Source organism: Thermodesulfobacterium hydrogeniphilum, assembly GCF_000746255.1.
GTDB classification, from domain to species: domain Bacteria; phylum Desulfobacterota; class Thermodesulfobacteria; order Thermodesulfobacteriales; family Thermodesulfobacteriaceae; genus Thermodesulfobacterium; species Thermodesulfobacterium hydrogeniphilum.
In genome coordinates this window covers 1-24,536 of record NZ_JQKW01000014.1, presented here as the reverse complement: position 1 = coordinate 24,536, position 24,536 = coordinate 1, and the positions used below count along the sequence as shown (strand labels likewise).

The 24,536-nt window shown below is 28.6% G+C and carries 24 protein-coding genes and 2 tRNA genes; 12 read left to right on the top strand and 14 right to left on the bottom strand.

The features are described 5' to 3' along the window. Positions 1-18 precede the first annotated feature (18 nt). From dsrO to nrdR, 8 genes are all read right to left on the bottom strand, one after another. Entirely contained in the window at positions 19-813 is a 795-nt protein-coding gene (gene dsrO / locus CC87_RS08030; RefSeq protein ID WP_038057956.1) for a sulfate reduction electron transfer complex DsrMKJOP subunit DsrO, read from the bottom strand. Next, positions 804-1,190 (bottom strand): sulfate reduction electron transfer complex DsrMKJOP subunit DsrJ, encoded by a 387-nt coding sequence (gene dsrJ, locus CC87_RS08025; RefSeq protein WP_038057953.1) that lies wholly within the window; start codon positions 1,188-1,190, stop codon positions 804-806. Before dsrJ ends, dsrO begins: the two co-directional genes overlap by 10 nt. 2 nt (positions 1,191-1,192) lie before the next feature. After that, entirely contained in the window at positions 1,193-2,806 is a 1,614-nt protein-coding gene (gene dsrK / locus CC87_RS08020) for a sulfate reduction electron transfer complex DsrMKJOP subunit DsrK (protein WP_038057951.1), read from the bottom strand. A gap of 14 nt (positions 2,807-2,820) precedes the next feature. Continuing rightward, entirely contained in the window at positions 2,821-3,852 is a 1,032-nt protein-coding gene (gene dsrM, locus CC87_RS08015) for a sulfate reduction electron transfer complex DsrMKJOP subunit DsrM (RefSeq protein ID WP_038057949.1), read from the bottom strand. Continuing rightward, positions 3,849-4,451 carry an RsbRD N-terminal domain-containing protein gene (locus tag CC87_RS08010; RefSeq protein ID WP_038057947.1) on the bottom strand — a complete coding sequence of 201 codons (603 nt, stop codon included), beginning with the start codon at positions 4,449-4,451 and terminating at the stop codon, positions 3,849-3,851. Before CC87_RS08010 ends, dsrM begins: the two co-directional genes overlap by 4 nt. Before the next feature lie 130 nt (positions 4,452-4,581). Continuing rightward, complete coding sequence (locus CC87_RS08005) at positions 4,582-5,667, bottom strand: DUF763 domain-containing protein (RefSeq protein ID WP_038057945.1); 1,086 nt, start codon at positions 5,665-5,667, stop codon at positions 4,582-4,584. Next, positions 5,664-6,395 (bottom strand): orotidine-5'-phosphate decarboxylase, encoded by a 732-nt coding sequence (gene pyrF, locus CC87_RS08000; protein WP_038057943.1) that lies wholly within the window; start codon positions 6,393-6,395, stop codon positions 5,664-5,666. Before pyrF ends, CC87_RS08005 begins: the two co-directional genes overlap by 4 nt. Continuing rightward, positions 6,385-6,837 (bottom strand): transcriptional regulator NrdR, encoded by a 453-nt coding sequence (gene nrdR / locus CC87_RS07995; RefSeq protein WP_038057941.1) that lies wholly within the window; start codon positions 6,835-6,837, stop codon positions 6,385-6,387. The genes pyrF and nrdR overlap by 11 nt, the downstream gene beginning before the upstream one ends. 125 nt (positions 6,838-6,962) lie before the next feature. On the opposite strand from nrdR, the gene mfd reads away from it, so the two are divergent. Further along, positions 6,963-10,352 (top strand): transcription-repair coupling factor, encoded by a 3,390-nt coding sequence (gene mfd, locus CC87_RS07990; protein WP_038057939.1) that lies wholly within the window; start codon positions 6,963-6,965, stop codon positions 10,350-10,352. Here the strand turns inward: mfd and CC87_RS07985 are convergent. After that, complete coding sequence (locus CC87_RS07985; RefSeq protein WP_038057937.1) at positions 10,344-11,171, bottom strand: PilZ domain-containing protein; 828 nt, start codon at positions 11,169-11,171, stop codon at positions 10,344-10,346. The two genes, mfd and CC87_RS07985, sit on opposite strands and share 9 nt — an antisense overlap. A gap of 5 nt (positions 11,172-11,176) precedes the next feature. Beyond that, positions 11,177-13,318: an ATP-dependent helicase gene (locus tag CC87_RS07980; protein WP_038057934.1), complete on the bottom strand. Its 2,142-nt coding sequence runs from the start codon at positions 13,316-13,318 to the stop codon at positions 11,177-11,179. 125 nt (positions 13,319-13,443) lie between these two features. Here CC87_RS07980 and CC87_RS07975 point away from each other — a divergent pair. The 7 genes from CC87_RS07975 to CC87_RS07945 all read left to right on the top strand — a co-directional run bounded on the left by CC87_RS07975 (position 13,444) and on the right by CC87_RS07945 (position 17,817). After that, positions 13,444-13,517: transfer RNA gene (locus tag CC87_RS07975), tRNA-Met, on the top strand. A gap of 13 nt (positions 13,518-13,530) precedes the next feature. After that, positions 13,531-13,602 (top strand) — tRNA-Cys (locus CC87_RS07970). 13 nt (positions 13,603-13,615) lie between these two features. Further along, positions 13,616-13,987, top strand: a complete 372-nt coding sequence (gene queD, locus CC87_RS07965; protein WP_038057933.1) for a 6-carboxytetrahydropterin synthase QueD — start codon at positions 13,616-13,618, stop codon at positions 13,985-13,987. A gap of 18 nt (positions 13,988-14,005) precedes the next feature. Then, the gene (locus CC87_RS07960; RefSeq protein ID WP_038057931.1) at positions 14,006-14,656 is read left to right on the top strand and encodes a 7-carboxy-7-deazaguanine synthase QueE; all 651 of its coding nucleotides are present in this window, start codon (positions 14,006-14,008) and stop codon (positions 14,654-14,656) included. 41 nt (positions 14,657-14,697) lie between these two features. Continuing rightward, positions 14,698-15,678: a sigma-70 family RNA polymerase sigma factor gene (locus CC87_RS07955; protein ID WP_038057929.1), complete on the top strand. Its 981-nt coding sequence runs from the start codon at positions 14,698-14,700 to the stop codon at positions 15,676-15,678. Beyond that, on the top strand, positions 15,638-17,209 hold the full coding sequence (locus CC87_RS07950; protein WP_038057926.1) for a tetratricopeptide repeat protein: 1,572 nt from the start codon (positions 15,638-15,640) through the stop codon (positions 17,207-17,209). The genes CC87_RS07955 and CC87_RS07950 overlap by 41 nt, the downstream gene beginning before the upstream one ends. A gap of 5 nt (positions 17,210-17,214) precedes the next feature. Next, positions 17,215-17,817 carry a hypothetical protein gene (locus tag CC87_RS07945; RefSeq protein ID WP_038057924.1) on the top strand — a complete coding sequence of 201 codons (603 nt, stop codon included), beginning with the start codon at positions 17,215-17,217 and terminating at the stop codon, positions 17,815-17,817. Here CC87_RS07945 and CC87_RS07940 read toward each other — a convergent pair. The 4 genes from CC87_RS07940 to CC87_RS07925 are packed head-to-tail and all read right to left on the bottom strand — an operon-like array spanning position 17,800 to position 21,725. Next, positions 17,800-19,014, bottom strand: a complete 1,215-nt coding sequence (locus CC87_RS07940) for a hemolysin family protein (protein WP_038057921.1) — start codon at positions 19,012-19,014, stop codon at positions 17,800-17,802. The two genes, CC87_RS07945 and CC87_RS07940, sit on opposite strands and share 18 nt — an antisense overlap. Continuing rightward, positions 19,011-20,279, bottom strand: a complete 1,269-nt coding sequence (locus CC87_RS07935; protein WP_038057919.1) for a hemolysin family protein — start codon at positions 20,277-20,279, stop codon at positions 19,011-19,013. The genes CC87_RS07940 and CC87_RS07935 overlap by 4 nt, the downstream gene beginning before the upstream one ends. Beyond that, positions 20,279-21,121 (bottom strand): hypothetical protein, encoded by an 843-nt coding sequence (locus CC87_RS07930; RefSeq protein ID WP_156955607.1) that lies wholly within the window; start codon positions 21,119-21,121, stop codon positions 20,279-20,281. Before CC87_RS07930 ends, CC87_RS07935 begins: the two co-directional genes overlap by 1 nt. Position 21,122: 1 nt before the next feature. Then, the gene (locus tag CC87_RS07925) at positions 21,123-21,725 is read right to left on the bottom strand and encodes a hypothetical protein (RefSeq protein ID WP_038057917.1); all 603 of its coding nucleotides are present in this window, start codon (positions 21,723-21,725) and stop codon (positions 21,123-21,125) included. 175 nt (positions 21,726-21,900) lie between these two features. Here CC87_RS07925 and rplU point away from each other — a divergent pair, with 175 nt between their 5' ends. From rplU to CC87_RS07905, 4 genes are all read left to right on the top strand, one after another. After that, a complete protein-coding gene (rplU, locus tag CC87_RS07920) occupies positions 21,901-22,209 on the top strand; it encodes a 50S ribosomal protein L21 (RefSeq protein WP_038057916.1) in 309 nt (102 codons plus the stop codon). A gap of 12 nt (positions 22,210-22,221) precedes the next feature. After that, on the top strand, positions 22,222-22,476 hold the full coding sequence (gene rpmA, locus CC87_RS07915) for a 50S ribosomal protein L27 (RefSeq protein WP_038057915.1): 255 nt from the start codon (positions 22,222-22,224) through the stop codon (positions 22,474-22,476). A gap of 64 nt (positions 22,477-22,540) precedes the next feature. Continuing rightward, a complete protein-coding gene (gene plsY, locus CC87_RS07910) occupies positions 22,541-23,152 on the top strand; it encodes a glycerol-3-phosphate 1-O-acyltransferase PlsY (protein ID WP_051920799.1) in 612 nt (203 codons plus the stop codon). After that, positions 23,145-24,536, top strand: a 1,392-nt coding sequence (locus CC87_RS07905; RefSeq protein ID WP_038057913.1) for a FapA family protein, incomplete at its 3' end; no start/stop codon positions are given. The genes plsY and CC87_RS07905, both read left to right, overlap by 8 nt.

Sequence of the window (24,536 nt, the reverse complement as noted above, 5' to 3'; positions counted from 1 at the left end):
CCTCTCCTCTAAAATTTATTAATCTATTAAATAAAATACTGAAGGTCCTGTTCCAAGTTCCTCTTTTCTTCTGATAGCCATTCTTTCTTCTAAAACTTTATTAACTTCAGAATTAGGATCATTTAAATCTCCAAATATAATAGCCTTAGCTGGGCACGCTTCTACACAGGCAGGTACTTTACCATCTGCCAGTCTCTCATAACACAAAGTGCATTTTTCTACTACACCCTTTGTTCTTGTAGGATATAGCGGGTTTACTTTGGAAAGATATTTACGAGGATCATACCAATTAAAACTTCTTGCTCCATAAGGACACGCTGCCATACAAAAACGACATCCTATACATCTATGATAATCCATCATTACAATACCATCCTCTCTTTTAAAAGTAGCCCTGGTTGGACAAACTCTTACACAAGGAGGATTTTCACAATGATTACATAAAAGTATAAAAGGAATCCCTTCCAATTTTTCTACTAAATATTTGTTAGTACCTTCTTCAGGAAAAGCATGTTCAAAATTATCTTTCCATATCCACTTAATCTCTTTCTTTGGATCAGGGATATTAGGAATATTATGATAAACATTACAGGCTTCAATACATTTAAAACCACAAGTAGATTGGTTTTCTTTACATTTTTTAACATCAATTACTAAAGCCCATCTTTTACCTTTTAGAGATTCTGGAGCTGAAGTATAACCTTCAGCTTTAGCCTCACCTTTAATTAAAAGGTTTTCCACTGCAGCAGATGCTGCAGTACCAACTAAAGTTAAACCACCTAATTTTAAAAAGTCCCTTCTCTTTATTGCCATTTTTTGGCCTCCTCCTTTGTAAAATGACAATGCCAACAATCTGGATGTGTAATTACAAAATTATGACATCTATCACAAAATTTTTCCCTGTTATTATGGCATTTTAAACAAGTTTTTTGTAAACTAATCCTATATTTCTCTCCTTTGCTGTTTATGTATATATATTGATTTTCACGGATAGCTTTTTTTCTCCAATCATCTAAAAGTTTCATATGATAAGCTCTCATATACTCCTTTGATTCTACACATTTCTTTTCTCCTTTTGGCAACTCTGGTTGAGGTATAGCCTCAAGTCTCCCAAAATTTAACCATATAGGTGCAGTAAAAAATAAAATAAAAATAATTATTCCTGGAATAACTTTGTTGGCATTATACATAACTATACCTCCTCTTCCTTACCTTTTAATGGACGATATCTTAAATCTGTAGTTCTTTCTTTTTCTCCATCAAGTACAATAGCATTTCCAACTAATTCATGGACTCCACACACATCTACACCAGGAACCCAGTAATTCATAAGAGCTGGAAATACTGCTCTATCAATTGCACAGATACAGGCTAAATGATTCACTCCATACTTCTTATGAACATACTCTACAGCATTAGCTCTTGGAAATCCTCCTCTCATTCTCATTTCCATATATTCATCAGTATTCAATCCAGATCCACTTCCACAGCAAAAAGTCTTTTCTCTAATAGTATTTTCAGGCATTTCTACAAAATTATTGCAAACATGTTTTAAAATGAATCTCGGCTCTTCAAAAAATCCCATAGCTCTGGCTGGATTACAAGAATCATGATAAGTCACTATAACATGATCATTACGAGATGGATCAAGTTTTATCTTGTTATGAGCAATGAGATCTGCTGTAAACTCACAAATATGAATAATTTTATTATCCTTAGCATGTTCAAAAACAGTTCCAGTAATAGGAGATTTTGGCACTTCAAGAAAATTAACAGGACCATACCAAGTATTGTGATATTGATGCCAAACTCTCCACATGTGACCACATTCACCACCAAGAATCCACTTAACCTTCAATCTTTTTGCTTCTTCATAAATTTTAGCATGCAACTTCTTAGCCAGTTCTAATTTATTGAAAAATCCAAAGTTTCCAGATTCAGAAGCATAAGTACTTATAGTATAGTCAAGTCCTAAGTGGTGGAATAAAATCAAATATCCCATAAAATTATAAATTCCTGGATCAGCAAAATAGTCACCAGAAGGAGGAACAAATAATATTTCCGCTCCTTTTTTATTAAAAGGAACCTCTATCTTTACTCCTGTAATCTCTTCAATATCAGCTACTAAATATTCAATAATCTCTTTCATAGTATGAGGCTGAATTCCAATATGGTTACCAATAAAATGAGAAAATCTAACAGGTTTCATCGCCCAATCTATAGCAATTCCTAACTCATGTAAAATTTCTCTCATTATGATAGTAACTTCTGCAGTATCTATTCCATAAGGACAAAAGACAGAACATCTTCTACACTCAGTGCATTGATAAAAATAAAAAAACCATTCTTTTATAACATCTTCTGTTAATGGCCTTGCACCTGCAAATCTGCCAAATAATTTAGCAAAAGTGGAAAATTCTCCTTTTATAATAGACCTAATAAGTTCTGCTCTTAAAACAGGCATATTTTTAGGATCTCCGGTTCCAAGAAAGAAATGACACTTATCAGCACAGGCTCCACATCTTACACAAATATCCATAAAAAGCTTGAAAGATCTAAACCTTTCCATACGAGTTTTAATAGCATCTCTTACTATCTCTTTCCAATTTTCAGGAAGTGGCCATTTTTCATCATGAGGTTGCCAACTTCCTAAATTAGGAAGTCCTAAATCCTTCATAACCTGAGGTTCAACAGCATAACAATAAGTCCCAGGTTTAAATTCTGTTTTTATATCCATCCAATGTTGAGATGGGGTTCTATTTAAATTTACATTCTGCAATAATTCATCTGGTTTTGGAAGAGCCATATTTTTACCTCCCTCTATTGAGTCTTCTGGGTTTGTTGTTGTTCTTTACACCACTCATCATCAATGGGTAAACCTGCTTGTTCTAATAAATCTCTAAATCTTTCTTGCCATTCACAATAAGTTGTATATTTCACTGGATAATCCCAAGGATTAACATGTCTAACATATCTGTTATTATTAGCCATATTACGAGTTGGACTGAAAAATACTCCTACCATGTGGCATAATTTGCTAAATGGAAAATAAGCAGCTAACACAGATACTAAAAATATATGTATATAAAATATTGTTCCAATCTTAACATCTGGTATAGTAGGTTTTAAAGTAACCAAACCAAGTGTTAAATGTTTTACTCCATAAATATCTACTTTTATAGCATATCTCATCAAAACTCCTGTAATTGCTATACTCAAAATTAAAAACAAGGGAAAATAATCAGAACCATGAGAAAGATATGAAACCTTGGGATCCACTAATCTTCTTAAAAGCAGAAATGTCAATCCAGCAATAATTAACACATCAGTTATATAAACAGGTGGCACCCCTAAGGTTTGTAAAAAGCTATCCATAAAATCTAAGCCTTGAATAATTTCAGGAACAGGATTAGTAAATAATCTTAAATGTCTTAAAAGAATGATAAAAAAAGACCAATGAAATAAAATAGCTCCTAACCATAACCATTTTGCAGAACCATAAATCAATCTTCTTCCCTGAAGCTCGGCTCTTAAATTTCTAAAAAGGCTCCTAAAAAATACAATTTCAAAAAACATTCTTAAAACCACTTCCCAAGTAGTAAAAGGAGATTCTAATCTACTATGCTTAATCCAAGATAAACTCTTTTGTTGACCACAAGTAGTCGGAATCTTAAAAGGTTGAGGAGACTTAGCCCAATAAATCATTTTATAAATCAATCCAATTATAAAAACCAAAAAACAAGCATAAGGTATTACTATACCAAATAAACTATCTAAACCCAATACACCTACCCCTATCCAGGGGATGAGAAGTAATACAATAACAGCTAATAGACTCCATCCTACATTCATACCTCTCTCCCTCTCATTTTATTGATATTAATATTTTTTTCTGATACAGTTGGTGGAATACCTTCCATAGGATCATATACTATTCCTGCTTTCTTTAATAACATAAAATTATTTCTTTTCCATTCCTCAAATCTATTTTTATACAATAACTCTCTATACTTGGTAAAATGGTCAAAACTACGAATAATCAAAGTATTTATTCTGTCTTCCAATTTTAAAAATTCCTCAATACCAAATTTCTTTATAATCTCTTCTCCTAATTTATCTCTTATAATACTCTTGAGTTGTATAAACAAATATAAAGCTTTAGAAGGTGTCTCTTCCTGAATAGCTCTTATTTGAACAAGTCTATTCAAAAAATAATCCACCTCTTCCCAATTAAATTCTCCAAAAAGCTCTTTTATTAAACCATCAAAACACTCATCTATACGATACCCAAAAGGATTTTGAAATCTATCTACCTCTTTACTTAAAAATCTCTTAGCTTCCTCCCCAAAAGAATCCCAAAATATAGACTTCCACTTTTTTAAAATATCTTCTCTTTTTTCTTCTAAAAATTCTAAAAACGATTTTGACAATTCTATCCCCTTCGGTGCCATTTTAACAGATTTTTATAGCTTTCCTTTTTAAAAAGTCAAATTTGATTTTTATAAATTTATTCCTCTTTTTGACATATATCATAGTTTTAAGAAAGGTTTTTTTTGTTTTTTTTAAATTTTCAAGCAATTTTTAAATATTAAATAACTTAGGCAATTTCTTAAAAAGTTTTACCTTTTCTGATTCCTCTATTTTTATTTTTCTAAGTATCTCTTCCAATTCTTGTATAGTATGATCATACAACCTCTTATTCAATTTATAAGGATGCCCATCTTTACCTCCATGAGCATAACTATAAACTACTGGATCTCTTCTTGAAGCCTGAACATTATAAATCAATTCTGAAGCTAAAGTTAAAGCTCTTAAAGCTTTTGCTCCCAGCCCCGGAGTTAAAATGAGATCTTTAAAATCTGAGGGAGGATTTTCATAAATTTTTTCCCAAATTTTTCTTAAAGAACTAAGTGAGAGATCTCTTTGTGTTAAGGCATGATCTTTTTTAAAAATAATATGTACCTTAGGGGATAATTCTTTCAATACTAACTCAAATCTTTCTTTAACTAAAGAAACCATATTTTTTTGAACCGGGACACTCTCTTTATCTACCAGATTTAAAACCTCTTGTTTTTTTATATTTGATATTATACCAGTATGAGGATTTTCACAAAAATCAATTATCTTTTCACTATACCAATGATACCTACGAGCATAACAGGTATTTTCATCCATTCCTTGCTGAATTACACCCCAAACTCCATCTTTTGAAAAGATAAAAAGATGAAAATAAAGTTGAAAACCATCTTGGATAGCATTGTTATCAATTCTTGCGGTAAGTCTGCTTAAAGTAACAAATTTAAAAGCTTCATGAGGAAGACCTTCTTTTTCAGCCCACTTAATAATTTCCTGAGGAGTTTTTAAGGCTGTCTTCCCTTTTCCTCCACATATATAGACACCTAAATCTTTAAAATAAGGTTTTAAAGCCTCTTTTACAGCTCCTCCCACAGTAGTAGTTAATCCTGAAGAATGCCAATCAAAACCTAAAAGACATCCCAAAGCTTGAAACCAAAAAGGATCAGTTAGTCTTTTAATTAATTCCTGTTTGCCAAATTCCTGGTATACTATAAGTAAAATAGCCTTGCTTAATTTAACCATTCTTTCAAATAACCAAGATGGACATTTTCCTCCGTGTAAAGGAAGATCAACTGTGCTTCTACTTATCATTTTTTTTCTTCTAAGGCCTTTTTAATTTGTCCTGCTATAGTTTTACATACCTTTTCAGGAGAAAAGGCTTCTCTAATAGGTCTTCCTATTACTAAATAATCAGCTCCTGCTAAAATTGCTTCATAAGGAGTTGAAACTCTAACTTGATCATCTTTACTTTCTTCTAATCTAATTCCTGGAACTACTGTAATAAATTCTGGAAATATTTCTTTGATTTTACTGACCTCTTTAGCAGAACAAACAATTCCATCACAACCTGTTTTATAAGCTATTTGAGCTAATTTAAATACAAGTTCTTTTGTATCCCTTACTAATTCAGAATTAAAACCAAGTTCCATCAAATCTGCTCTATCAAGAGAAGTAATTATAGTAACAGCTATAATTTTTAAATTGTTATAAGCTGAGTTAACTGCATTTTTTAAAGCTTCACTTCCTGAAAGTGTGTGAACTGTAATCCAATCCACACCTAAATTTGAAATAACTCTAATGGTTCTTAAAATAGTATTAGGAATATCATAAAGCTTTAAATCTAAAAAAATTTTATGATCTGTTCTTTTTTTTATCTCTTCTATTATTCCAGGACCACAACTTGTAAACAATTCTAAACCAATTTTAAATACTCCAACTAAACCATTTAACCTCTCCACCCATTTTAAAGCCTCTTCTTGAGTAGAAACATCAAGAGGGAAAACTATTCTTTCTTGAGGTTTTGAACTGTTACTTAACATGTCCCAATTCTTTTATTTGATCTATAAATTCATTAACATCTTTAAATTCTTTATAAACAGAAGCAAATCTTATATACGCTACTTTATCCCATTTTTTAAGTGCTCCTATAACTCTTTCACCTATATATTGAGAAGGCACCTCTTTTTCACCTCTTTGTATTAAATCAAGCTCTAATTCATGAATAAATTTTCTGATCTTCTCTTCACTAATTGGTCTTTTATGACAGGCTTTTCTTATACCAGCAAGAAGTTTTTCCCTATTATAAGGCTCTCTTCTTTTATCTTTCTTAACTATCATAATATCAAGCTCTATCTTTTCATAAGTGGTAAACCTGTATCCACATTTGTTACATTCTCTTCGTCTTCTTATAGTAAATCCATCTTCTATTACACGAGTATCTATAACTTTAGTCTCTATATCTTTACAACGAGGACATTTCATTGAATTTTATTATAATCTAAAACTAAGATTTTATAAAGCCTTTTAAAAAGTTGAATTTTAATAAGATCGCATTAAATTTTTTTACCAAAAATTAAAACCTGACAATCTGTTTCTATAAAGGTGAGATGTTAAAATTTTTTAATTTAAAAGAATTTTTAGAAAATAGTAATTATAAAAAAATTTTAAATATCTCTGGTATTAATATATCTTTTTTAGCCTATCTTTTGTCTCAGCAAAGGAATACATTTAAAAAACTTATAGCAATTTTTCCTGAAGAAAACCAGGTCAAGGACTTTATTTCAGCTTTAAAAGTTTTCACTACAGAAAAAGTAGAACTATATCCTGAAATAGATTTACCTCCTTTTTCAGAAACTTATACTCTTTCTTTGGAAGAAATGGAAAGAATTAATATTATCTGGAAGTTACCAAATATCAAAATTTTAGCAGGAAGTATAAACAGTTTTGTAAGAAAAAATGTACCCAGAAAATTTTTAAAAGAAATTTACATATATCTCATCATTGGAGAAAAAATAAATAGAGAAAAATTTTTAAAGAAACTTATTGATCTTGGCTATGAAAGAACAGGAATTGTTAAAGAAAAAGGTAGTTTTACTGTTAAAGGAGGAGTAATAGATATTTGGTCTCCTAATTATGATTATCCTGTAAGGATAGATTTTTTCGGAGATGAAATTGTAAGTTTTAAACTTTTCAATCCAGAAACTCAAAGAAGTTTTGATAAGTTAGAAGAATTTAGCATTATTCCTTGTAAGGAAATATTTTTTCCAGAAAATATAGAATCTATCTATAAAAGTCTTTTTAATTTGAAAAATAAAATTCCTGAATCACGTTTTGCAGAAATTCTTCAACAAATTGAAAACAAAGCTATTACAGAAAATTCAGAGTTTTTATTACCTATATTTTTTGAAAAATTAGAATCAATTTTAGAAAATATCTCTAATGAAGAAGCTCTTGTTTTGCTATATGAACCAGAACATATAGAAAAAAATTTGGAAAAATTTTGGGATAAAATTTATATTAATGCTCTAAAAGCTAAGGAAAGAAATAAATTCTTCTTTGATGAAACTTTTATATATTCATCTATTAATGATTTCAGAAATTCTATTAAATCTTTTAAAATTATTCAGGCAAGAGAGCTTTCTTTTGCTATGGAATCATCAGAAAAGCATATAGTCTTTTCTATTTTTAAAAAAGAGATAGAAGCCTCTCCAGGTTTAAATAAAATTGATCATGCTTTTAAGTTGTTAAAAAAATCTTTAACAGAAGGAGAAAAAATCATTTTGGTAGTTTCTGATGAGAAAACTGAAAAGACCATCTTGGAAGGGCTTCAGTTTAGAGGAATAGATAATTTTAAAAATTTAGAATTTAAAAGAGGTTATCTTAAAGAGGGTTTTTATTTTCCAGAAATTTCTCTATGGGTTACTTCTGAGTATGAACTTTTTGGAAAAATTGCTTTTAAAAAAGAAATTTCTAAAGAGGGAGTAAAGAGAGCTAAAAGCCACTTCAGAAAATTTGAGGATTTAAAACCCGGAGATTTTGTAGTTCATAAACTTCATGGAATTGGAAAATATCTTGGATTAACCATGTTAGAAATAGGAGGAGTAGAAGGTGAATTTTTGCAAATTGAATATGAAGGGGGAGATAAACTTTATTTACCTGTTGCTCGTTTAGACGAGCTTTATCCTTATGTAGGAGTTACAGACAAAGAGCCAAAACTTGACAAGCTTGGCAAAAAGACCTTTATTAATCGGAAAAAAAAGATAGAAAAAGAACTAAGAGAAGTTGTTCAAGAACTTTTGTCTTTGTATGCAGAAAGAAAGGCTTTAAAAAGTTATACTCTTTCTTTCCCTGCTCTTGCTTATGAAGAATTTGCAGCTACTTTTCCTTATGAAGAAACACCAGATCAAAAAATAGCTATAGAAGAAATTATAAATGATCTTTGCAGCGATAAACCTATGGAAAGACTTTTAGTAGGTGATGTTGGATTTGGTAAAACAGAAGTAGCTTTAAGAGCTATCTTCCTGGTAGCTTACTCTGGGAAACAGGTAGCTTTTTTAGTTCCAACCACTATCTTAGCAGAACAACATTATAGAAATTTAAAATCAAGATTAGAATCTTTTGGTATAAAAGTAGGAATCTTATCAAGACTTAGATCTGAAAAGGAACAAAAAGAAACTCTTAAGAAACTTGCCAAAGGAGATATAAAAGTAATTATAGGAACCCATCGTTTGCTTTCCTCAGATGTAGAATTTAAAAATCTTGGATTATTAATAATAGATGAAGAACATAAATTTGGAGTAAAACAAAAAGAAAAAATTAAACAGCTTAAAAAAAACATAAAGGTTCTTATTTTATCAGCTACTCCTATACCAAGGAGCCTACAGCTCAGTTTATTAGGAATTTTTGATCTTTCTGTTATTGAATCTCCTCCTCCTGGAAGAAAACCTATAAAAACCATTCTTGCTAAATTTGAACCAGAGATTATTAAATATGCTATAGAAACTGAACTCCAAAGAGGGGGACAGGTGTTTTTTGTAAATCCAAGAATCCAAGGTTTAGCAGCTTTAGCCCGGTATCTTGAAAAATTAGTCCCTCAAGCAAATGTTGAGTTAATTCATGGACAAATGCCCGGAGATTTGATAGAAAAGAACCTTTATAAATTTTTAAATAAAAAAATAGATGTCTTGGTATGCACACCAATTATAGGAAGTGGTATAGACATTCCTTCTGTAAACACCATTATAATAAATAGGGCAGATATGTTTGGATTAGCAGATATTTATCAATTAAGAGGAAGAGTGGGAAGATCAGAAGAAAAAGCCTATGCTTATCTTTTAGTCCCTTCTTTAAAAGCTATTTCAGAAGAAGCTCAAAAGAGATTTAAAGCCCTTTTGAAATTTTCAGAACTTGGATCTGGTTTTAAATTGGCTTTAAGTGATTTGAAAATAAGAGGTGCAGGAGAACTACTTGGAATAAAACAATCCGGGCATATCAATACAGTAGGTTATGAGCTTTATTTAGAACTTCTTGAAAACACTATAAAAGCCTTAAAAGGTGAAGAAATAGAAGATTGGGAACCAGAAGTAAATATTAAAATCCCTGCTTATATTCCTCCAAGCTATGTTCCTGAGGCTGAAGAAAGACTGAGTTTATATAGAGAACTTGTTTTAATTAAAAACAAAGAAGATTTATTAGATTTTAAAAAATTTTTAGAAGATAAATACGGACAAATTCCTGAACCTGTAGAAAATTTGATTAAAATTTATTTGTTAAAACTTTATATGAAAAAATTAAGACTTTTTTCTATAGAAACTAAAGGAAAAGATTTGATTTTTTTATTAAAAAATCAGGAATTACTTATTAAATTTAGAAAAATTAAAAAAAGCGGAAATACTTTTTATGTTAAAAAAGAAAGAAATTTCAATAAAATAATCTTTAAATTTAAAGAAAATCCTTTAAATTTAGCTTTAAATATTTGTGATACACTTTTAACTTAATTTTTCTAAAAATTCTTTTATTTTTTCCCAAACATTTGCTTTAAAACTAATCAAAAACATTAAGTGGAAATAGGTGAAATTGCCCTCATAGCGAAGATTTCTTAAATGGCAAAGCAAACCAAATTTAATTTTCTTTTGTAAAACTGAAATTTCAAATCGGGCATAAAGCAAAAATAAATTTTCAGGAGGTTGAATAATACCATGTGTTTTTACACAAATTCCACTACTACTTATATCTACCAAATTGCCTTTAATATGAGTTTTCCTGATTAAACTTCTAAACTCTTCTTCTAATAGATTTTTTTCATCAAAAATTAAATCAAAAAAATAAATATCATTTTCTTTTCCATTTTCAAAAGATAAATTAGATTCTCGAATTAAATAATAGTCGTTATTTAAAAAATTAAAAAACAACTTTTGAGGTGTTAAAGATAAAAAAACAGGAACCTCAGCTTTTATTTTAATTCTTTTTTCATATCTTGGATTTAAAATTTCAACTTTATACCCTTCTGGTAATTTCTCTTTTACAACAGTTTGAAAAACATATCTTTTGTTTTCAGCAGGTAAGATAATAAGGATTAACTCCCCTTTAGATAGAGTAATATTTTCTGGCAAATTTTTTATCAATAATTTTTTATTATTTATAACTTCTAAATTAGCTTTAAGTAATTTTTGGTTATAAAAAAGAACAGCTTTTTGTAAAATAAAATTCAAATTTTTCTGTAAGTCTTGAGGAAGAAGGTTTAAAGCACCCAGAGAAATATTTTTATTTAAAACTCTTGTTTTTATTTTAGTTAAAAGCTCTACTTTATCAAGCATTTTAATTAATTAATCAATCTTTCTAATTTTACATATTTTAAGTGTAAAAGTGTAGCACCTTTATTAGGAAATAAAACCTTAATTTTTTCGGGGCTGAGTACTTCCAAAACCTCTCCTACTCCAAAATGAGGATGTTTAACCATATCACCTACTTTAAAGGGCGATAAAATTTTTGAAAACTTTTTAGTTTTATTAATTCCATTACCTTTAATGTTTACAATTTTTTCTTTGTCTTCTTCATAAACATTTATCAAATCGGAAGGTATTTCTTTTATAAAACGCGAAATTTTAGCCAAAATTTTTCCTTCTCCAGGAATATAAACTGTCATGGGAGCAATGAAAAATAGTTTTTCTCTTGCTCTTGTAACTGCTACATAAAAAAGTCGCCTTTCTTCCTCTAATTCTTCTTCTTTCTGCAGACTATATAAAGAAGGGAACCTTCCTTCAATAAGAGAGAGTATAAATACAGTATGCCATTCTAATCCCTTAGCAGAATGAATGGTAGACAAAACCAAATAATCTTCATCCTTAGGAATATTTTCAAAATCTGTTACTTCTATGGGTTCTAATACTAAATCAGTTAAAAATTCTTCTAAGGTTTTATATTTTTCTGAAAGAGCTATAAGACCTTCTATATCCTTTTCTCTTCTAAAATAATCTTCATAATAAACTCTTTCAAAAATAGGTTTGTAAAATTCCCAAATTTTTATTAATAATTCCGAAGGTAAAATTTTAGAACTTTGTAAATCTTTTAAAAGATTTATAAAAACCTTAAACTCTGACTGAGGAAATTGATAAGCTAATTTATCCAAGGAAAAGAACATATCTAATTGATTCTGTTTTAAAAGGTTTATAATTTTTTCTGCGGTTCTTGGACCTATACCTTCTAAAAGTAAAAGTGCTCTATTCCAAGACAAAAAATCTTTTGGATTACTTATAATTTTAAGAAAAGCTATAATATCTTTTATATGAGCTGCTTCTAAAAGCTTTAAACCTCCATATTTTACAAAAGGAATTCCTCTTTTAGTAAGTTCCACTTCCAAATCAAAAGAATGAAAAGCTGATCTAAAAAGAACAGCTATTTGAGAAAGCTTAAGCCCTTTTTCTCTTAATTCTAAAATTCTATCTGCTATAAATTTGCTCGATTCTGTCTCATCTTTAGCAAAAAACAAAATAGGCTTTTCTCCCTCTTTTTTAAGAGTGAAAAGATTTTTTGTATATTTTATTTTTGAATTAGAAATAATAGCATTTGCTACATCTAAAATAGCCTGAGTGCTTCTGTAATTTTGCTCTAATTTAATTATTTTAGTATTTGGAAAAAGCTTAGGAAATTCAAAAATATTTTTATAATTTGCTCCTCTAAAGCCATATATACTTTGTGAATCATCTCCTACTACCATTACATTTTGATGAATTTCTCCCATATATTTAATAATCTCTCCTTGTAAGATATTGGTATCCTGATATTCATCTACCATAATAAACTCAAATCTTTTACTGATTTCTTCTCTAACCTGAGGATAGCTTTTTAAGATATTAAGCCAATTTAAAAGAAGATCATCATAATCCATTAGCTGATGTTCTTTTTTATAATTGGTATATTCTATAAAAAGCCTTTCTATTTCTGGATAATAATCTAAAAATTGAGGATATTCAGAAGATAAAATATTTTCCAAAGTTTTCTGTTGATTTATGATTTTGCTATAAATATTAGTCAAGGTATCTTTTTTGGGAAATCTTTTTTTTCTTTCTGCTAACCCTAAACTATTTCTTAAAAGATTTATTAAATCTTCTGCGTCACTTCTATCTAATATGGTGAAATTGGGGCTATATCCCAAAAGATATCCGTAGAACCTAAGCATATATTGACATAAAGAGTGAAAGGTGCCTCCTATAATTTTATTACAATCCATTTTAAGGAGAGCTCCAGCCCTTTCTACCATTTCTTTAGAGGCTCTTCTGGTAAAGGTCAAAAGAAGAATTTTTTCAGGAGAAACACCTTGAGCTACTAAATAAGCCATTCTACAAGTAAGAGTTCTTGTTTTACCAGAACCAGCCCCTGCTATCACTAAAAGCGGACCAAAAATTGTCTTTACAGCTTCAGCTTGGGCATAATTTAATTCATTAATAAAATTCATTGTTTTCATAGATTTTTATTATAATACTCTAATCAATTTTCTCCAATATTTTTTTAAATAATTATTAAATGGAATTTTTATTTTTCCCCTCTTGACAGGAAGAGAAAAAAATTATATATTTATACTTTAAAAATGGCGGCGTAGCTCAACTGGTTAGAGCATGTGGCTCATATCCACAGGGTTGGGGGTTCGAGTCCCTCCGCCGCCATTTAAATAAAAACGGCGGCGTAGCCAAGCGGTAAGGCGACGGCCTGCAAAGCCGTGAATCCGGGGTTCGAATCCCCGCGCCGCCTCATCTTTTAACTTATGTTCAGATTAAAAGTCAAAGACTACTTTTCAGCAGCTCATTTTTTAAAAAATTACGGAGGTCTTTGTGAAAATCTTCATGGACACAATTGGAAGGTTGAATTAATTGTAGAAGGATCTCAACTAAATGAAGCAGATCTTCTTATTGATTTTAAAGTGCTTAAAAAAATCTTGAAAGAAGTCCTTGATGAATTGGATCATATCCTTATAAATGACCACCCTTATTTTTTTAAGGTTAATCCATCTTCAGAAAGATTAGCAGAATTTATCTTTAAAAAAGCTCAGGAAAAGCTTAAAAAACACCCTAATATAAAAGTTAAAGAAGTCAGAGTTTATGAAACTGAAAATTCTTGTGCAATTTATTTTGAATAGTTTAATAATATTTTTTAAATGAAAAAAAATGAAATTCTCAAAATCTCAGAAATATTTTTTAGTATCCAAGGTGAGGGGCCTTTAATAGGTTACCCTAGTTTTTTTATTAGACTTTTTGGATGTAATTTAAATTGTACTTGGTGTGATACCCCTTATGCCAAAGGTAATAATTCTTATAAAGAAGTTAAAATATCAGAAATTATTAATTTCTGGGAAAAAAATTATTCAGATATTCCTTATATAACTATTACTGGAGGTGAACCTCTTTTACAAAGATCTGTTTATACTTTGATAGCTAAACTTTTAAAAGAAAAAACCGTTATAGTGCTTGAAACAAATGGCAGTATAAATTTAAGCAAAGTTCCAAAATGTGTTATAAAGGTCATGGATCTAAAAACCCCCTCTTCAGGAATGGAAAAATATAATTTATATCAAAATTTAAAGTATCTTAATAAAAAAGATGCAGTAAAATTTGTTATCAAAGATAAAAAAGATTTTGAATTTTCTATAGAAATAGTCAAAAAATTTCAGATATTTTATTACACACAGGTATTCTTTTCTCCTGTATCACCTTTTTTAGAACCAAAAATTTTGGCTGAATGGGTATTGGATACAAAACTGCCCATAAGATTCCAAGTACAGCTTCATAAAGTTTTAGGGCTTAAATAATTCAATTTGGAAATATTTTAAGTTTATGCTAAAATATTAATATGAAAAATAAAAAAAATAACCAAGAAGATCCTTTAGCTATTACAAATTCTTCTAAATTAGAAAATATTGCAATATTACCCTCTGCAACAGAAGAGGAAGAAACTAAACTTCCTACTAAATTTGATCCTTTACAAAAATATCTTCAAGAAATAAGTAAATATCCTGTTCTTTCAAGAGAGGAAGAAGAAAAAATAGCCAAAGCTTATTATAAAACTAAAGACCCCCGTTTAGCCTATAAACTTGTAGTTTCTAATTTAAAATTAGTGGTAAAAATAGCTTTAGAGTTTCAAAGATTTTGGGCTTATAATTTTTTGGATTTAATTCAAGAAGGTAATTTAGGTTTATTGCAAGCTGTAAAAAAGTTTGATCCTTATAAAGGTGTAAAATTCTCTTATTATGCCTCTTTTTGGATAAAAGCTTATATTTTAAAATACATTATGGATAATTGGAAACTTGTTAAAATGGGAACAACTCAAGCCCAAAGAAAGTTATTCTATAAGCTAAGAAAAGAAAAGGAAAGACTTGCTGCACTTGGATTTGAACCAACTCCTGCTGAAATTGCTAAAAGATTGGGAGTAAAAGAAAAAGAAGTAGAAGAAATGGAACAAAGAATGTTTTCTCAAGATATAAGTATAGAAGCCCCCATTACTCATGATTCTGAGGATACTTTAGCTAACTTTTTGAGAGATACTAAACCTACTCCTGAAGATATTTATGCCAAAGAAGAAGTTTTAAATAATTTTAAACGTCTGCTTAAAGAATTTGCGCAAAATCTTACAGGTAAAGATTATGTTATTTTCTATGAAAGATTATTAGCAGAAAAACCCAAAACCCTTAATGAACTTTCTCAAAAACTTGGTATCTCTAAGGAAAGAGTAAGACAAATTGAAGAAAAAATTATAAAAAAATTAAAAAAATTTCTTGAGGAGAAATTACCAGATGCCTACTATTATCCTCTTGCTTTACCGCATAAAGATTAGTTTTGTTTTTATAATTTTTTTTCTCTTTATTTTTCCTATAAAGTCTTTTGCTAATAATAATGCCCAAGCTTATTATTATTATTTATTAAGTTTGAATGAAAACAATCCAGAGCTTGCAGAAAACTATCTTAAAAAAGCTATCCAATATGATCAAAAAAGTTTATATCTTAAAAAAAACTTAGTAATTTTTTATCTCTTAAATCAAAAAATAAAAGAAGCTGAAAAATTAGCTAATGAACTTTACAAAACATATCCAAAGGATAAAGAACTTAATTTGCTTTTAGCCAAAATCTATCTTTTTGAAAATAGACCATATAAAGCAACTTCTATTCTTGAAAATATATTAGAAAAAAATCCCAAGGATAAAAATATTTTAAGTCTCCTTATAAGCATTTATTTAGATCAAAAAGACTGGAATTCTGCTATTACAAATCTTGATAAACTTCTCAAAATTGATAAAAATAATTATATAGCTTGGCTTTTTAAAGCTCGTGTTTTAAAGGAACAAAAAAAGTATAAAGAAGCCAAAAAGGCTTATTTAAAAGCTTTAGAACTTTCTTCTGATGATAAAACTGTATTAATTGAAACCCTAAAATTTTTAGATGAAATTCATGATTCCAAAACTGCAGAAATTTTATTAAAAAAATTTGTATCTAAATATCCAGAAGATGAGGAACTTGTTAAGATTTTACTAAGGTTTTATATAGAAAATAAAAACTGGACAAAATCTGAAAAACTTCTTAAACAATATCTAAAAACTATAAAATATGATCCTAAATTTCTTTTTTTCTTGGGATATTCCTTAGAGAAACAGAATAAATTAGAAGAAGCCTTAAAAGTTTATGAAAAAATTTTGCCTGATAATGATTGGTTTTGGGAAGCTTCTAAAAGAATAATAGATATTTTAAGAAAAAAAGATAAAAAAGAGGCTATCAATTATCTCAAACATTTGGAATCTACCAAAAATAAAAGTAAAAATTTGTATGTTTTTTTATCCAATTCTGCAGAAGTTTTAGACCTTTGTAATAAAGGTATAGAGTATGCTTTAGAAGGCCTTAAATATTATCCAGAAGATCTGGATTTAAAATTAGCTTTAGCTTCCAATTATGCTTGTACCTGGAATTATAAAAAAGTTTTAGAAATAACTCAACCTTTATTAAAAAAATATCCAGAAGATCCTTATGTATTAAACTTTGTAGGTTATAGTTATGTAGAGCTTGGAATAAATTTAGATAAAGCTGAAAAATTGCTTTTAAAAGCCCTGCAAATTAAAATAATGGATCCTTATATTCTTGACAGCATAGGTTGGCTTTATTATAAAAAAGGAGATTTAGATTTAGCTTTACAATATTTAGAAAAAGCGGTTAATAAACTTGATGAAGACGAAGCAATAATTTTAGAACATTTAGCAGATGTATTGATGAAAAAAGGAGAAAAAGATAAAGCTTATAAGCTATATCAAAGAGCTCTTAAAGCTGCTATTCATAAAATAGATAAAGAAAGAATCCAAAAAAAATTAAAACAATTTTAGATTAAATGGATTTTATTCAAAAATTTATAAAATTCTTAATTTTTGCAATTTCTATCATATGTTTTTCCTGTGCCAAACCTAAAATTACTTCTATAAAAACTCACAATATTTCATTATTTAAAGAAAAAAAAATTTCTTTAAAGGGTGTTATTTGGTGGAGGGTAGATCTTTTTAAAGACAGAAAAGTTAAATCAAATGCAGGGTATGCTAATTTTATTGTTAACAAAAATTTTCTTTATATAGAATTAAAAACTCCCATGGGTTCAAGCTTAGGATTGATTAAATGGGATAAAAATTTATTTGATAAAATTAAAATCTATGATTTCTATCATAAAAAGCTCTATATTATAGAAATCCCCCAAAAATTTAAAACTTATGAAATTCCCTTTTATTTTTTAGGATTGAAAGAAAGAAAAACAGAAGTAGTTTTTTCTAAAATTAAAATATTTTATTTTTTCTCCAAAAAAGAAAAAAAAGGGATTCTTTCTTCTCCTTATTTCAAGTTAATTTGGATAATAAAAAAATTAGAACTTGCTAAAAATGAAAAGAATTACTTTAAAATCTCTGAAGAAAAATTTAGAAAAATAAAATTAATTAATTTTTATTAAAACTTCTTCTACTTTATGAGGAGTTGCTTTTAGAATTTTTAATTCTAAATTTTTATATTTAATTATTTCTCCTTCAGAAGGAATTCTTCTTATTAAAGAATAAATAAACCCGTTTAAGGTTTCATAATCTCCTGAAGGAATAGGAAGACCTAAGTGTTGAAGTTTTTCAATTTCTATAAATCCTTTTACTTTGTATAAATTTTTATCAAGTTTATAATATTCAGGGACATAATAATCTAAAGCATCTCTAAACTCTCCTAAAACTTCTTCTACCAAATCTTCTATAGTAACAATTCCTGTAGTAGAACCATATTCATCTACAACTACAGCTATTTCTGTTCCTCTTTTTTGAAGCTGTGATAAGACTTCATGAGCAAAAGCTAATTCAGGGACAAAAAGAGGTATTATAGAAAAATCTTTAAGAGGCTTATTCTCTTCCAAAAGATTTTTTCCTATCAAATGTTGGACTTTAACTATACTGACTATGTTGTTTATACTTTCTTCATAAAGAGGAATATAAGAAAAATTATATTTTTTACTAAATTCTATAACATCCTTTATAGTAGCTGTTATTGGAAGTGCTTTCACCTGGGTAATGGGTATCATTACTTGAGAAACTTTCTTCTTGGCAAACTCTAAAATCTTATGCATAAGCTCTTTTTCTTTAAAGTCTATTTCTTTTTCATAATAAACAAAATTTAAAAACACCTCTCTAAATTTAGTTAGAAATAAAGGACTATCATTTTTGGATTTAAGGAAAAGTTGAGAAATTTTAGTGTTGAAATAGGCCAAAGGGTAAAATAAAAAAGAAACTAAATAAAGCACAGGGATTAAATAAAGTACCAAGGGATAGGCTAATTTTTTACCTATGGTTTTTGGAATAATTTGTCCAAAAATAATCATCAGAAGTGGCAGCACGATAGAAGATAAAAGTACTCCCCAATGTCCTAAGGTTTCTATTAAAAAGTGAGAAGTAAAAATACCATTTCCTACAACGCAAAGCGTGATTCCCATTATAGTAGTGGTAAATAATCTTTCTGGATTTTGCCAAAATTTTAAATAAATTCTGGCTGCTACATGTTTTTTAGCAAGACTTTCTATAAAAAACCTTTCTGCTGAAATAAAAGTTATTTCACTACAGGCAAAGAAAGCTTCTCCTAATATAAAAATAGTAAAAGAAATTAAAGCACTAATCATTCTTCAGCTTTTGTTTTTAATTTTTCTATTTCAACCCAGATAATTTTTCTTCCCTTTATCTTTTTTACTATAAACTTGTGATCTTGATAAATAATACTATTCCCTTCTTTTGGAATTTCTTTAAATAGAGCTAAAAGAAAACCATTAAGAGTTTTTATATCCTGTAAATCTTCTTCTAAAATTTCTATATTTAATACCTGCTTTAAGTCTTCCATAAGAACTTTTCCATAAACAAGCCATTTATTCTCGCTTAGTTTTTGAATAGGCTCTATTTTGGCTTCTTTTTCTTCATAAATCTCTCCAAAAAGTTCCTCTAAAACATCTTCTAAGGTAACCAAACCTTTAAGAATTCCATATTCATCTACTACTAAGGCTATTTTTATATGTTTATTTTGAAATTCAAAAAGAAGATCTCTAACCTTAAAGTTTTCTGGAATAAAAAAAGCTGGCCTTATAAAGTCAGAAAGCATTTTTTTGTTTAAAATTTCTGGAGAAAAATTTTTGATTAGATCTTTGACATATAAAATTCCTATAATATCGTCTAAATTTTCTTTGTATATTGGAAATTTGTTGTAGGGTAAATATCTTAATTTTTCTAAAAAGGACAAAGTTATTAATTGATCTTGAAAAGCCAGGATTTCCGAACGTGGAGTAAAAATTGCAGAAACAGGTATTTTTTCAGAAAGAAAAAGACCTCTTATAAAATTTTTCTCTTTTTCAGTGATTTTTTTTTGATTATAAGCTTGGTCTAACATATAAAGAATAAGTTGTTCAACAGGAGAAAAAGTACGAGTATAATAAGAATATTTAGGGAGAATTTTATCTAAAAATTGATATAAAAAAGAATATATCTTCCTTAAAGGATAAAACATTTGATAAAAAAAGTAGTCTATATATAAAAGTTTAGTAATCAAAAAGTTTTTAAATCTAAAACCTATTACTTTTGGGAAAAAATCACCAAACCAAAAAGCGATAAAACTAAAGATTAAAAAAGCTAATTTTTTCCCTTCATTAGGAAACCAATAAGAAAAAATTTTAGAACTACAAAAACTGGCAAAATAATCTACTATTTCATTACCAGCAATTAAAACAATAAGGAGTTCTTCTGGAAATTGAAAAATTTTTAAAAATTTTTCTGGTAACCCTATGCTTCTTAGACCTGCTAATTCAATACGGGAAAAAGAGAAAATGCTGGTTTCACTAACAGTAAATATCATAGAAGCAAAAAGCAAAATAAGAGTAAAAACTATATAAAATTCTACCATCAGGAGGTTACTAAAATCACCCCTGTTTCCTGAGATTTAGAAGTGTTTAGTGGTATTTCCAGAATCTGAAATAAAGAAGCTTTAAATTTATAAAATTTTATTTCTTTTGAAATATTTTCTTCTTTAAATTCAAATTTATCTTTCCACCTTTCCAAAAGTTCAATATCTGTAATAACTAAGTTTGATAAATCTGGATATATTCCCCATTCTAAATATTTACCCACAGTTTTCCAGGCATTAATTCTGGAAAAAAGGCCAGATAAATTTTTAAAAAATATATAAGGTTCTGAAACAGGATAATAAATATCCAAAATTTTCTGAAAAGTAAGATCTTCTCCTATAATTTTTTCTTTAAAAATTTCATTATATTTTTGATCTATTTCTTTTAAAGAAATATAGACTTCATATAATTTTGTATCAAGATCTTCAGCTAATAAAAGAGTAATTAAAGCTTTTTTAATTTCTACTTCTTGTTTTGAGGTATTTTTAACACCCTTTATAGTAGGTAAAAGGGTTTCCAAGGATTCTTCTAAAACTTCTTTGAATTGACTAAAATACTTTAAATTTTCAGGAGTTCTAAAATTAAGTCCCCATTCTTCTAAAGTTTTTCTTTCCTTTTTCAATTGTTCCCAATCTATTGAAAGATCTTTTTTAAGAGTTAAGAATTTAAGTTTTTCTTGCCAGGATATGGGAAAATTATTATAAAATTTCTCCCATATTTCAGAAGTTGAAGGAAGCTGAAAAACAATAATAGAAGAAAGATATGGAAGGATTATTTTTCCAAAATCTGGCAAAAGAAAAGTTTGAGGATATAAAAGAGCTCTTAAATTATTATAGGACATTTTAAGCCACGATTTTTTCAAAAATATTTTTTAGATATTCCAGTTGTTTCCCATACTCTTCATCTAATTTTTCTTTTATCTTGTTCCACTCTTCTTTAAATTGAGGATGCTCTTCCACATTTATTTTTACCTCTGTTCCCATTTGATTAGATAAAGCTTGCTCCAAAGCTTCAATTCCTGCACTAAATCTTTTTGAAAGCTCATTGTAAATAGTCTCTTTATGAAGATAATACTCATTTAGAAGTTTCTCTATTTCTTGACAAAGTCTTGAAATATCCGGAATTTTTTTAAAAAGCAATTTTAAGCCTTCCAAAGCTTTTTTAGCATCATCTAATTGATATTGGGTATAAGGAAGAACTATATTTTTTAAAAAAACACCAATTATGCTTTTTAAAACTGCTTTTTTCTGTTGAGATGTTTTATTTTCTAAAAGTTTATGGATTTCTTTTTCAAACTCTGGAAAATCTTCTCTTAGAAATTTAGCAGTTAATCTTTGAGCTTCTTCCTGTAATTTTAAAACTTCTAATTCTTCTTTAGAGGCTTTCCCTATCTTCTCAGCTTTTTCAAGAGCTATCTCTAAAGTACTTCTTATTTCATCTCCCATTTTTACTTCCTCCAAAAACTTTATTAAAAAATTAACATCTATATTGAATTTATTCAAGGGTAAATTTAAGATAAAATTTTAATATTTAAAGGATATTAAAAAGAAGTTTTTTAAATATTGACAAAATTCAATTTTAAGCTATTTTTAAAGAAAACCTTAGAAAGGGGGATTATCTGTGTTTGCAGTTATAAAAACTGGAGGAAAGCAATATATTGTAAAACCTGGAGATAAGTTAAAGGTTGAAAAAATTGAAGGACAAATAGGAGATACTGTTGAGATTTCAGAAGTTCTTTTAATTAATAAAAATGGAGAAGTTAAAATAGGAACTCCTTTAGTAGAAGGAGCTAAAGTAATAGCAACCATTGTGGAACAGGGTAAAGCTTCTAAGGTAATTGTCTTTAAAAAGAAAGCTAAAAAGGGCTATAAAAGAAAAAGAGGACATAGGCAATTTTATACTACTATAGAAATTAAAGAAATTATATAAGGGGGTTTTTAAATGGCTCATAAGAAAGCAGGTGGATCATCAAGAAATGGAAGAGATTCTCATTCTAAAAGACTGGGAGTTAAAAGATATAGTGGCCAATTTGTTAAAGCTGGTGAAATAATTGTTAGACAAAGAGGAACAAAAGTTCGTCCAGGGTTTAATGTTGGTTTAGGAAGAGATTATACTATTTTTTCTAAAATTGACGGTATTGTTAAATTTGAAACCAGAGGTGGTAAAAAGGTAGTAAGTGTTTATCCAAATCAGTAAAAGATTAAAAAGTATAAGTCTATTTTATCTTGTTTTTTTGTAAAAATTATGTATAATAAATTTTGTGATTAAATTAATATTTTTGTTCCTTGTAAGTTATCTTTTAGGGTCTATTCCTTTTGCTCTTCTTGTAGCTTTACCTCAAGGAGTTGATCCCAGAAAAGAAGGTAGTAAAAATCCAGGCGCTACTAATGTAGCGCGTCTTCTGGGAAAAAAATGGGGTATTATTACCTTTATAGGTGATTCAAGTAAAGGAATTTTTGCTCTTCTGTTAGCTTTTTTTCTATTTAAAAATTTGCCCTACCCTAAGGAATTAGTTTTAGCTGGAGCCGGATTTTTTGCAGTTTTAGGACATCTTTTTTCTATTTTCCTTAAGTTTAAAGGTGGAAAAGGTGTTGCTACTACCATAGGTATTTTCCTTATTCTTACCCCTAAGGCTATGTTATTAAGTTTAGCTATTTTCTTTTTTGCTGTTTTATTATCTGGTTATGTTTCTGTAGGTTCTCTTTTAGCCACTGCTTTACTTCCTTTAAACATTTTTATTTTCGGTTATCCTTCCGAATATATAATATGTAGTTCAATTTTAGCTATTTTAATCTGGATCAAACATAAAGATAATATTAAGAGATTACTCAGAGGTGAAGAAAAAACTTGGAAAAAAATAAAAAATGTCTGATAATAACGAAATTAAACAAGAAGAAATCTGGATTGGTGATTTTTTAATAAAACCTTCTTCTGATAAAACTATTCTCTATCTGGAAGTTGATCCTTCAGATTCAGAATTTATTGATAATTTTAAAAAAAATTGGGAAAAAATAAAAACTGATTTAAAAACCAAAAATTTTTTTGGAATTTTAGATGAACCAGAACTTATTGACAATAAAATAATAATAGCTAAAGCTACTCCACCAAAACCTCCTATTCCTGAGAAGATAGAACTTTTTAAAAAATTTGTTTGTGTTTTAAAGGATGAAAAATTATCAACTCCCGAAAAGGAAGAAACAAAAAGGGAAGATCTTAGAGAGGCTTATCAAACTATTATATGTGCTGAAAAAGATGAATCCATAGGTAAATGGTATCCTCCTGTACCAGGAGTGGCAGGAGTTAATATCTTCGGAGAACCTATAGAACCTCCAGAAATTGATGAAGCCCCTTTTACTTTGGGAAACAATCTTTATATAGATGAGAACAATTTTATAAGAGCAAAAGAGGCTGGAGTTATACTGATTGAAAACAATAAAATAGAAATATACCCTGAATATACCATCAAAGGTGATGTAGATTTCTCTGTAGGCAATGTAAATTTCATAGGCAAAAAACTTATCATAAAGGGTGATATTAAATTCGGTTTTAAAGTAAAAGCTAAAGGCGATGTAGAACTTGAAGGTGGCACCGAAAACAAAGTCCTTATAGATGTGGAAGGAAATTTCAAATGCAATGGTATTATAAGAGGTGAAAATACAAAATTAAAAGTAAAGGGAACCGCAGAACTTAAAGGTGTTGAATATGCTAAACTGGAAATAGAAGGTAATCTCGTCATTGATAGCTATCTCATTTTCTCGGATACTTATGTTATGGGAGATATCCTGGCAACCTCAGGAAAAGGCATAATCTATGGCGGATCAATAAAATGCAGTGGAAATATAGAAGCTAAAATCTTGGGAAATGAATCCCAAACCCCTACCCAAATCCTCGCAGGTTATAAAGCTAATATCATAGAGTCTTACCTAAAATGTATACAAAAAGAGATATTATTTAAAGAATCTCTTAAGAAATTGAAAGTGGGTTTGGAATTAGGAGAGAAATTGAAAAAAGAAGGTAGATTAACCAAAGAAAAAGAGGGTATTTTAGAAAAAATTAAAGATCAGTTTCAAAAGCACTTGGATGAATTGGATAAAATTCGTGTTGCTATAACAGATTTAAAAAAGCAGATAACTGTTTTTAAAAACAAGATAATTAAGGTTTTAGAGGTAGTTTATCCAGGAGTTATAGTAGGTATTACAGATAAAACTTATACTGTTTCAGAAGAAAAAAGAGGTCCTTTGGTTTTTTATTTGGAA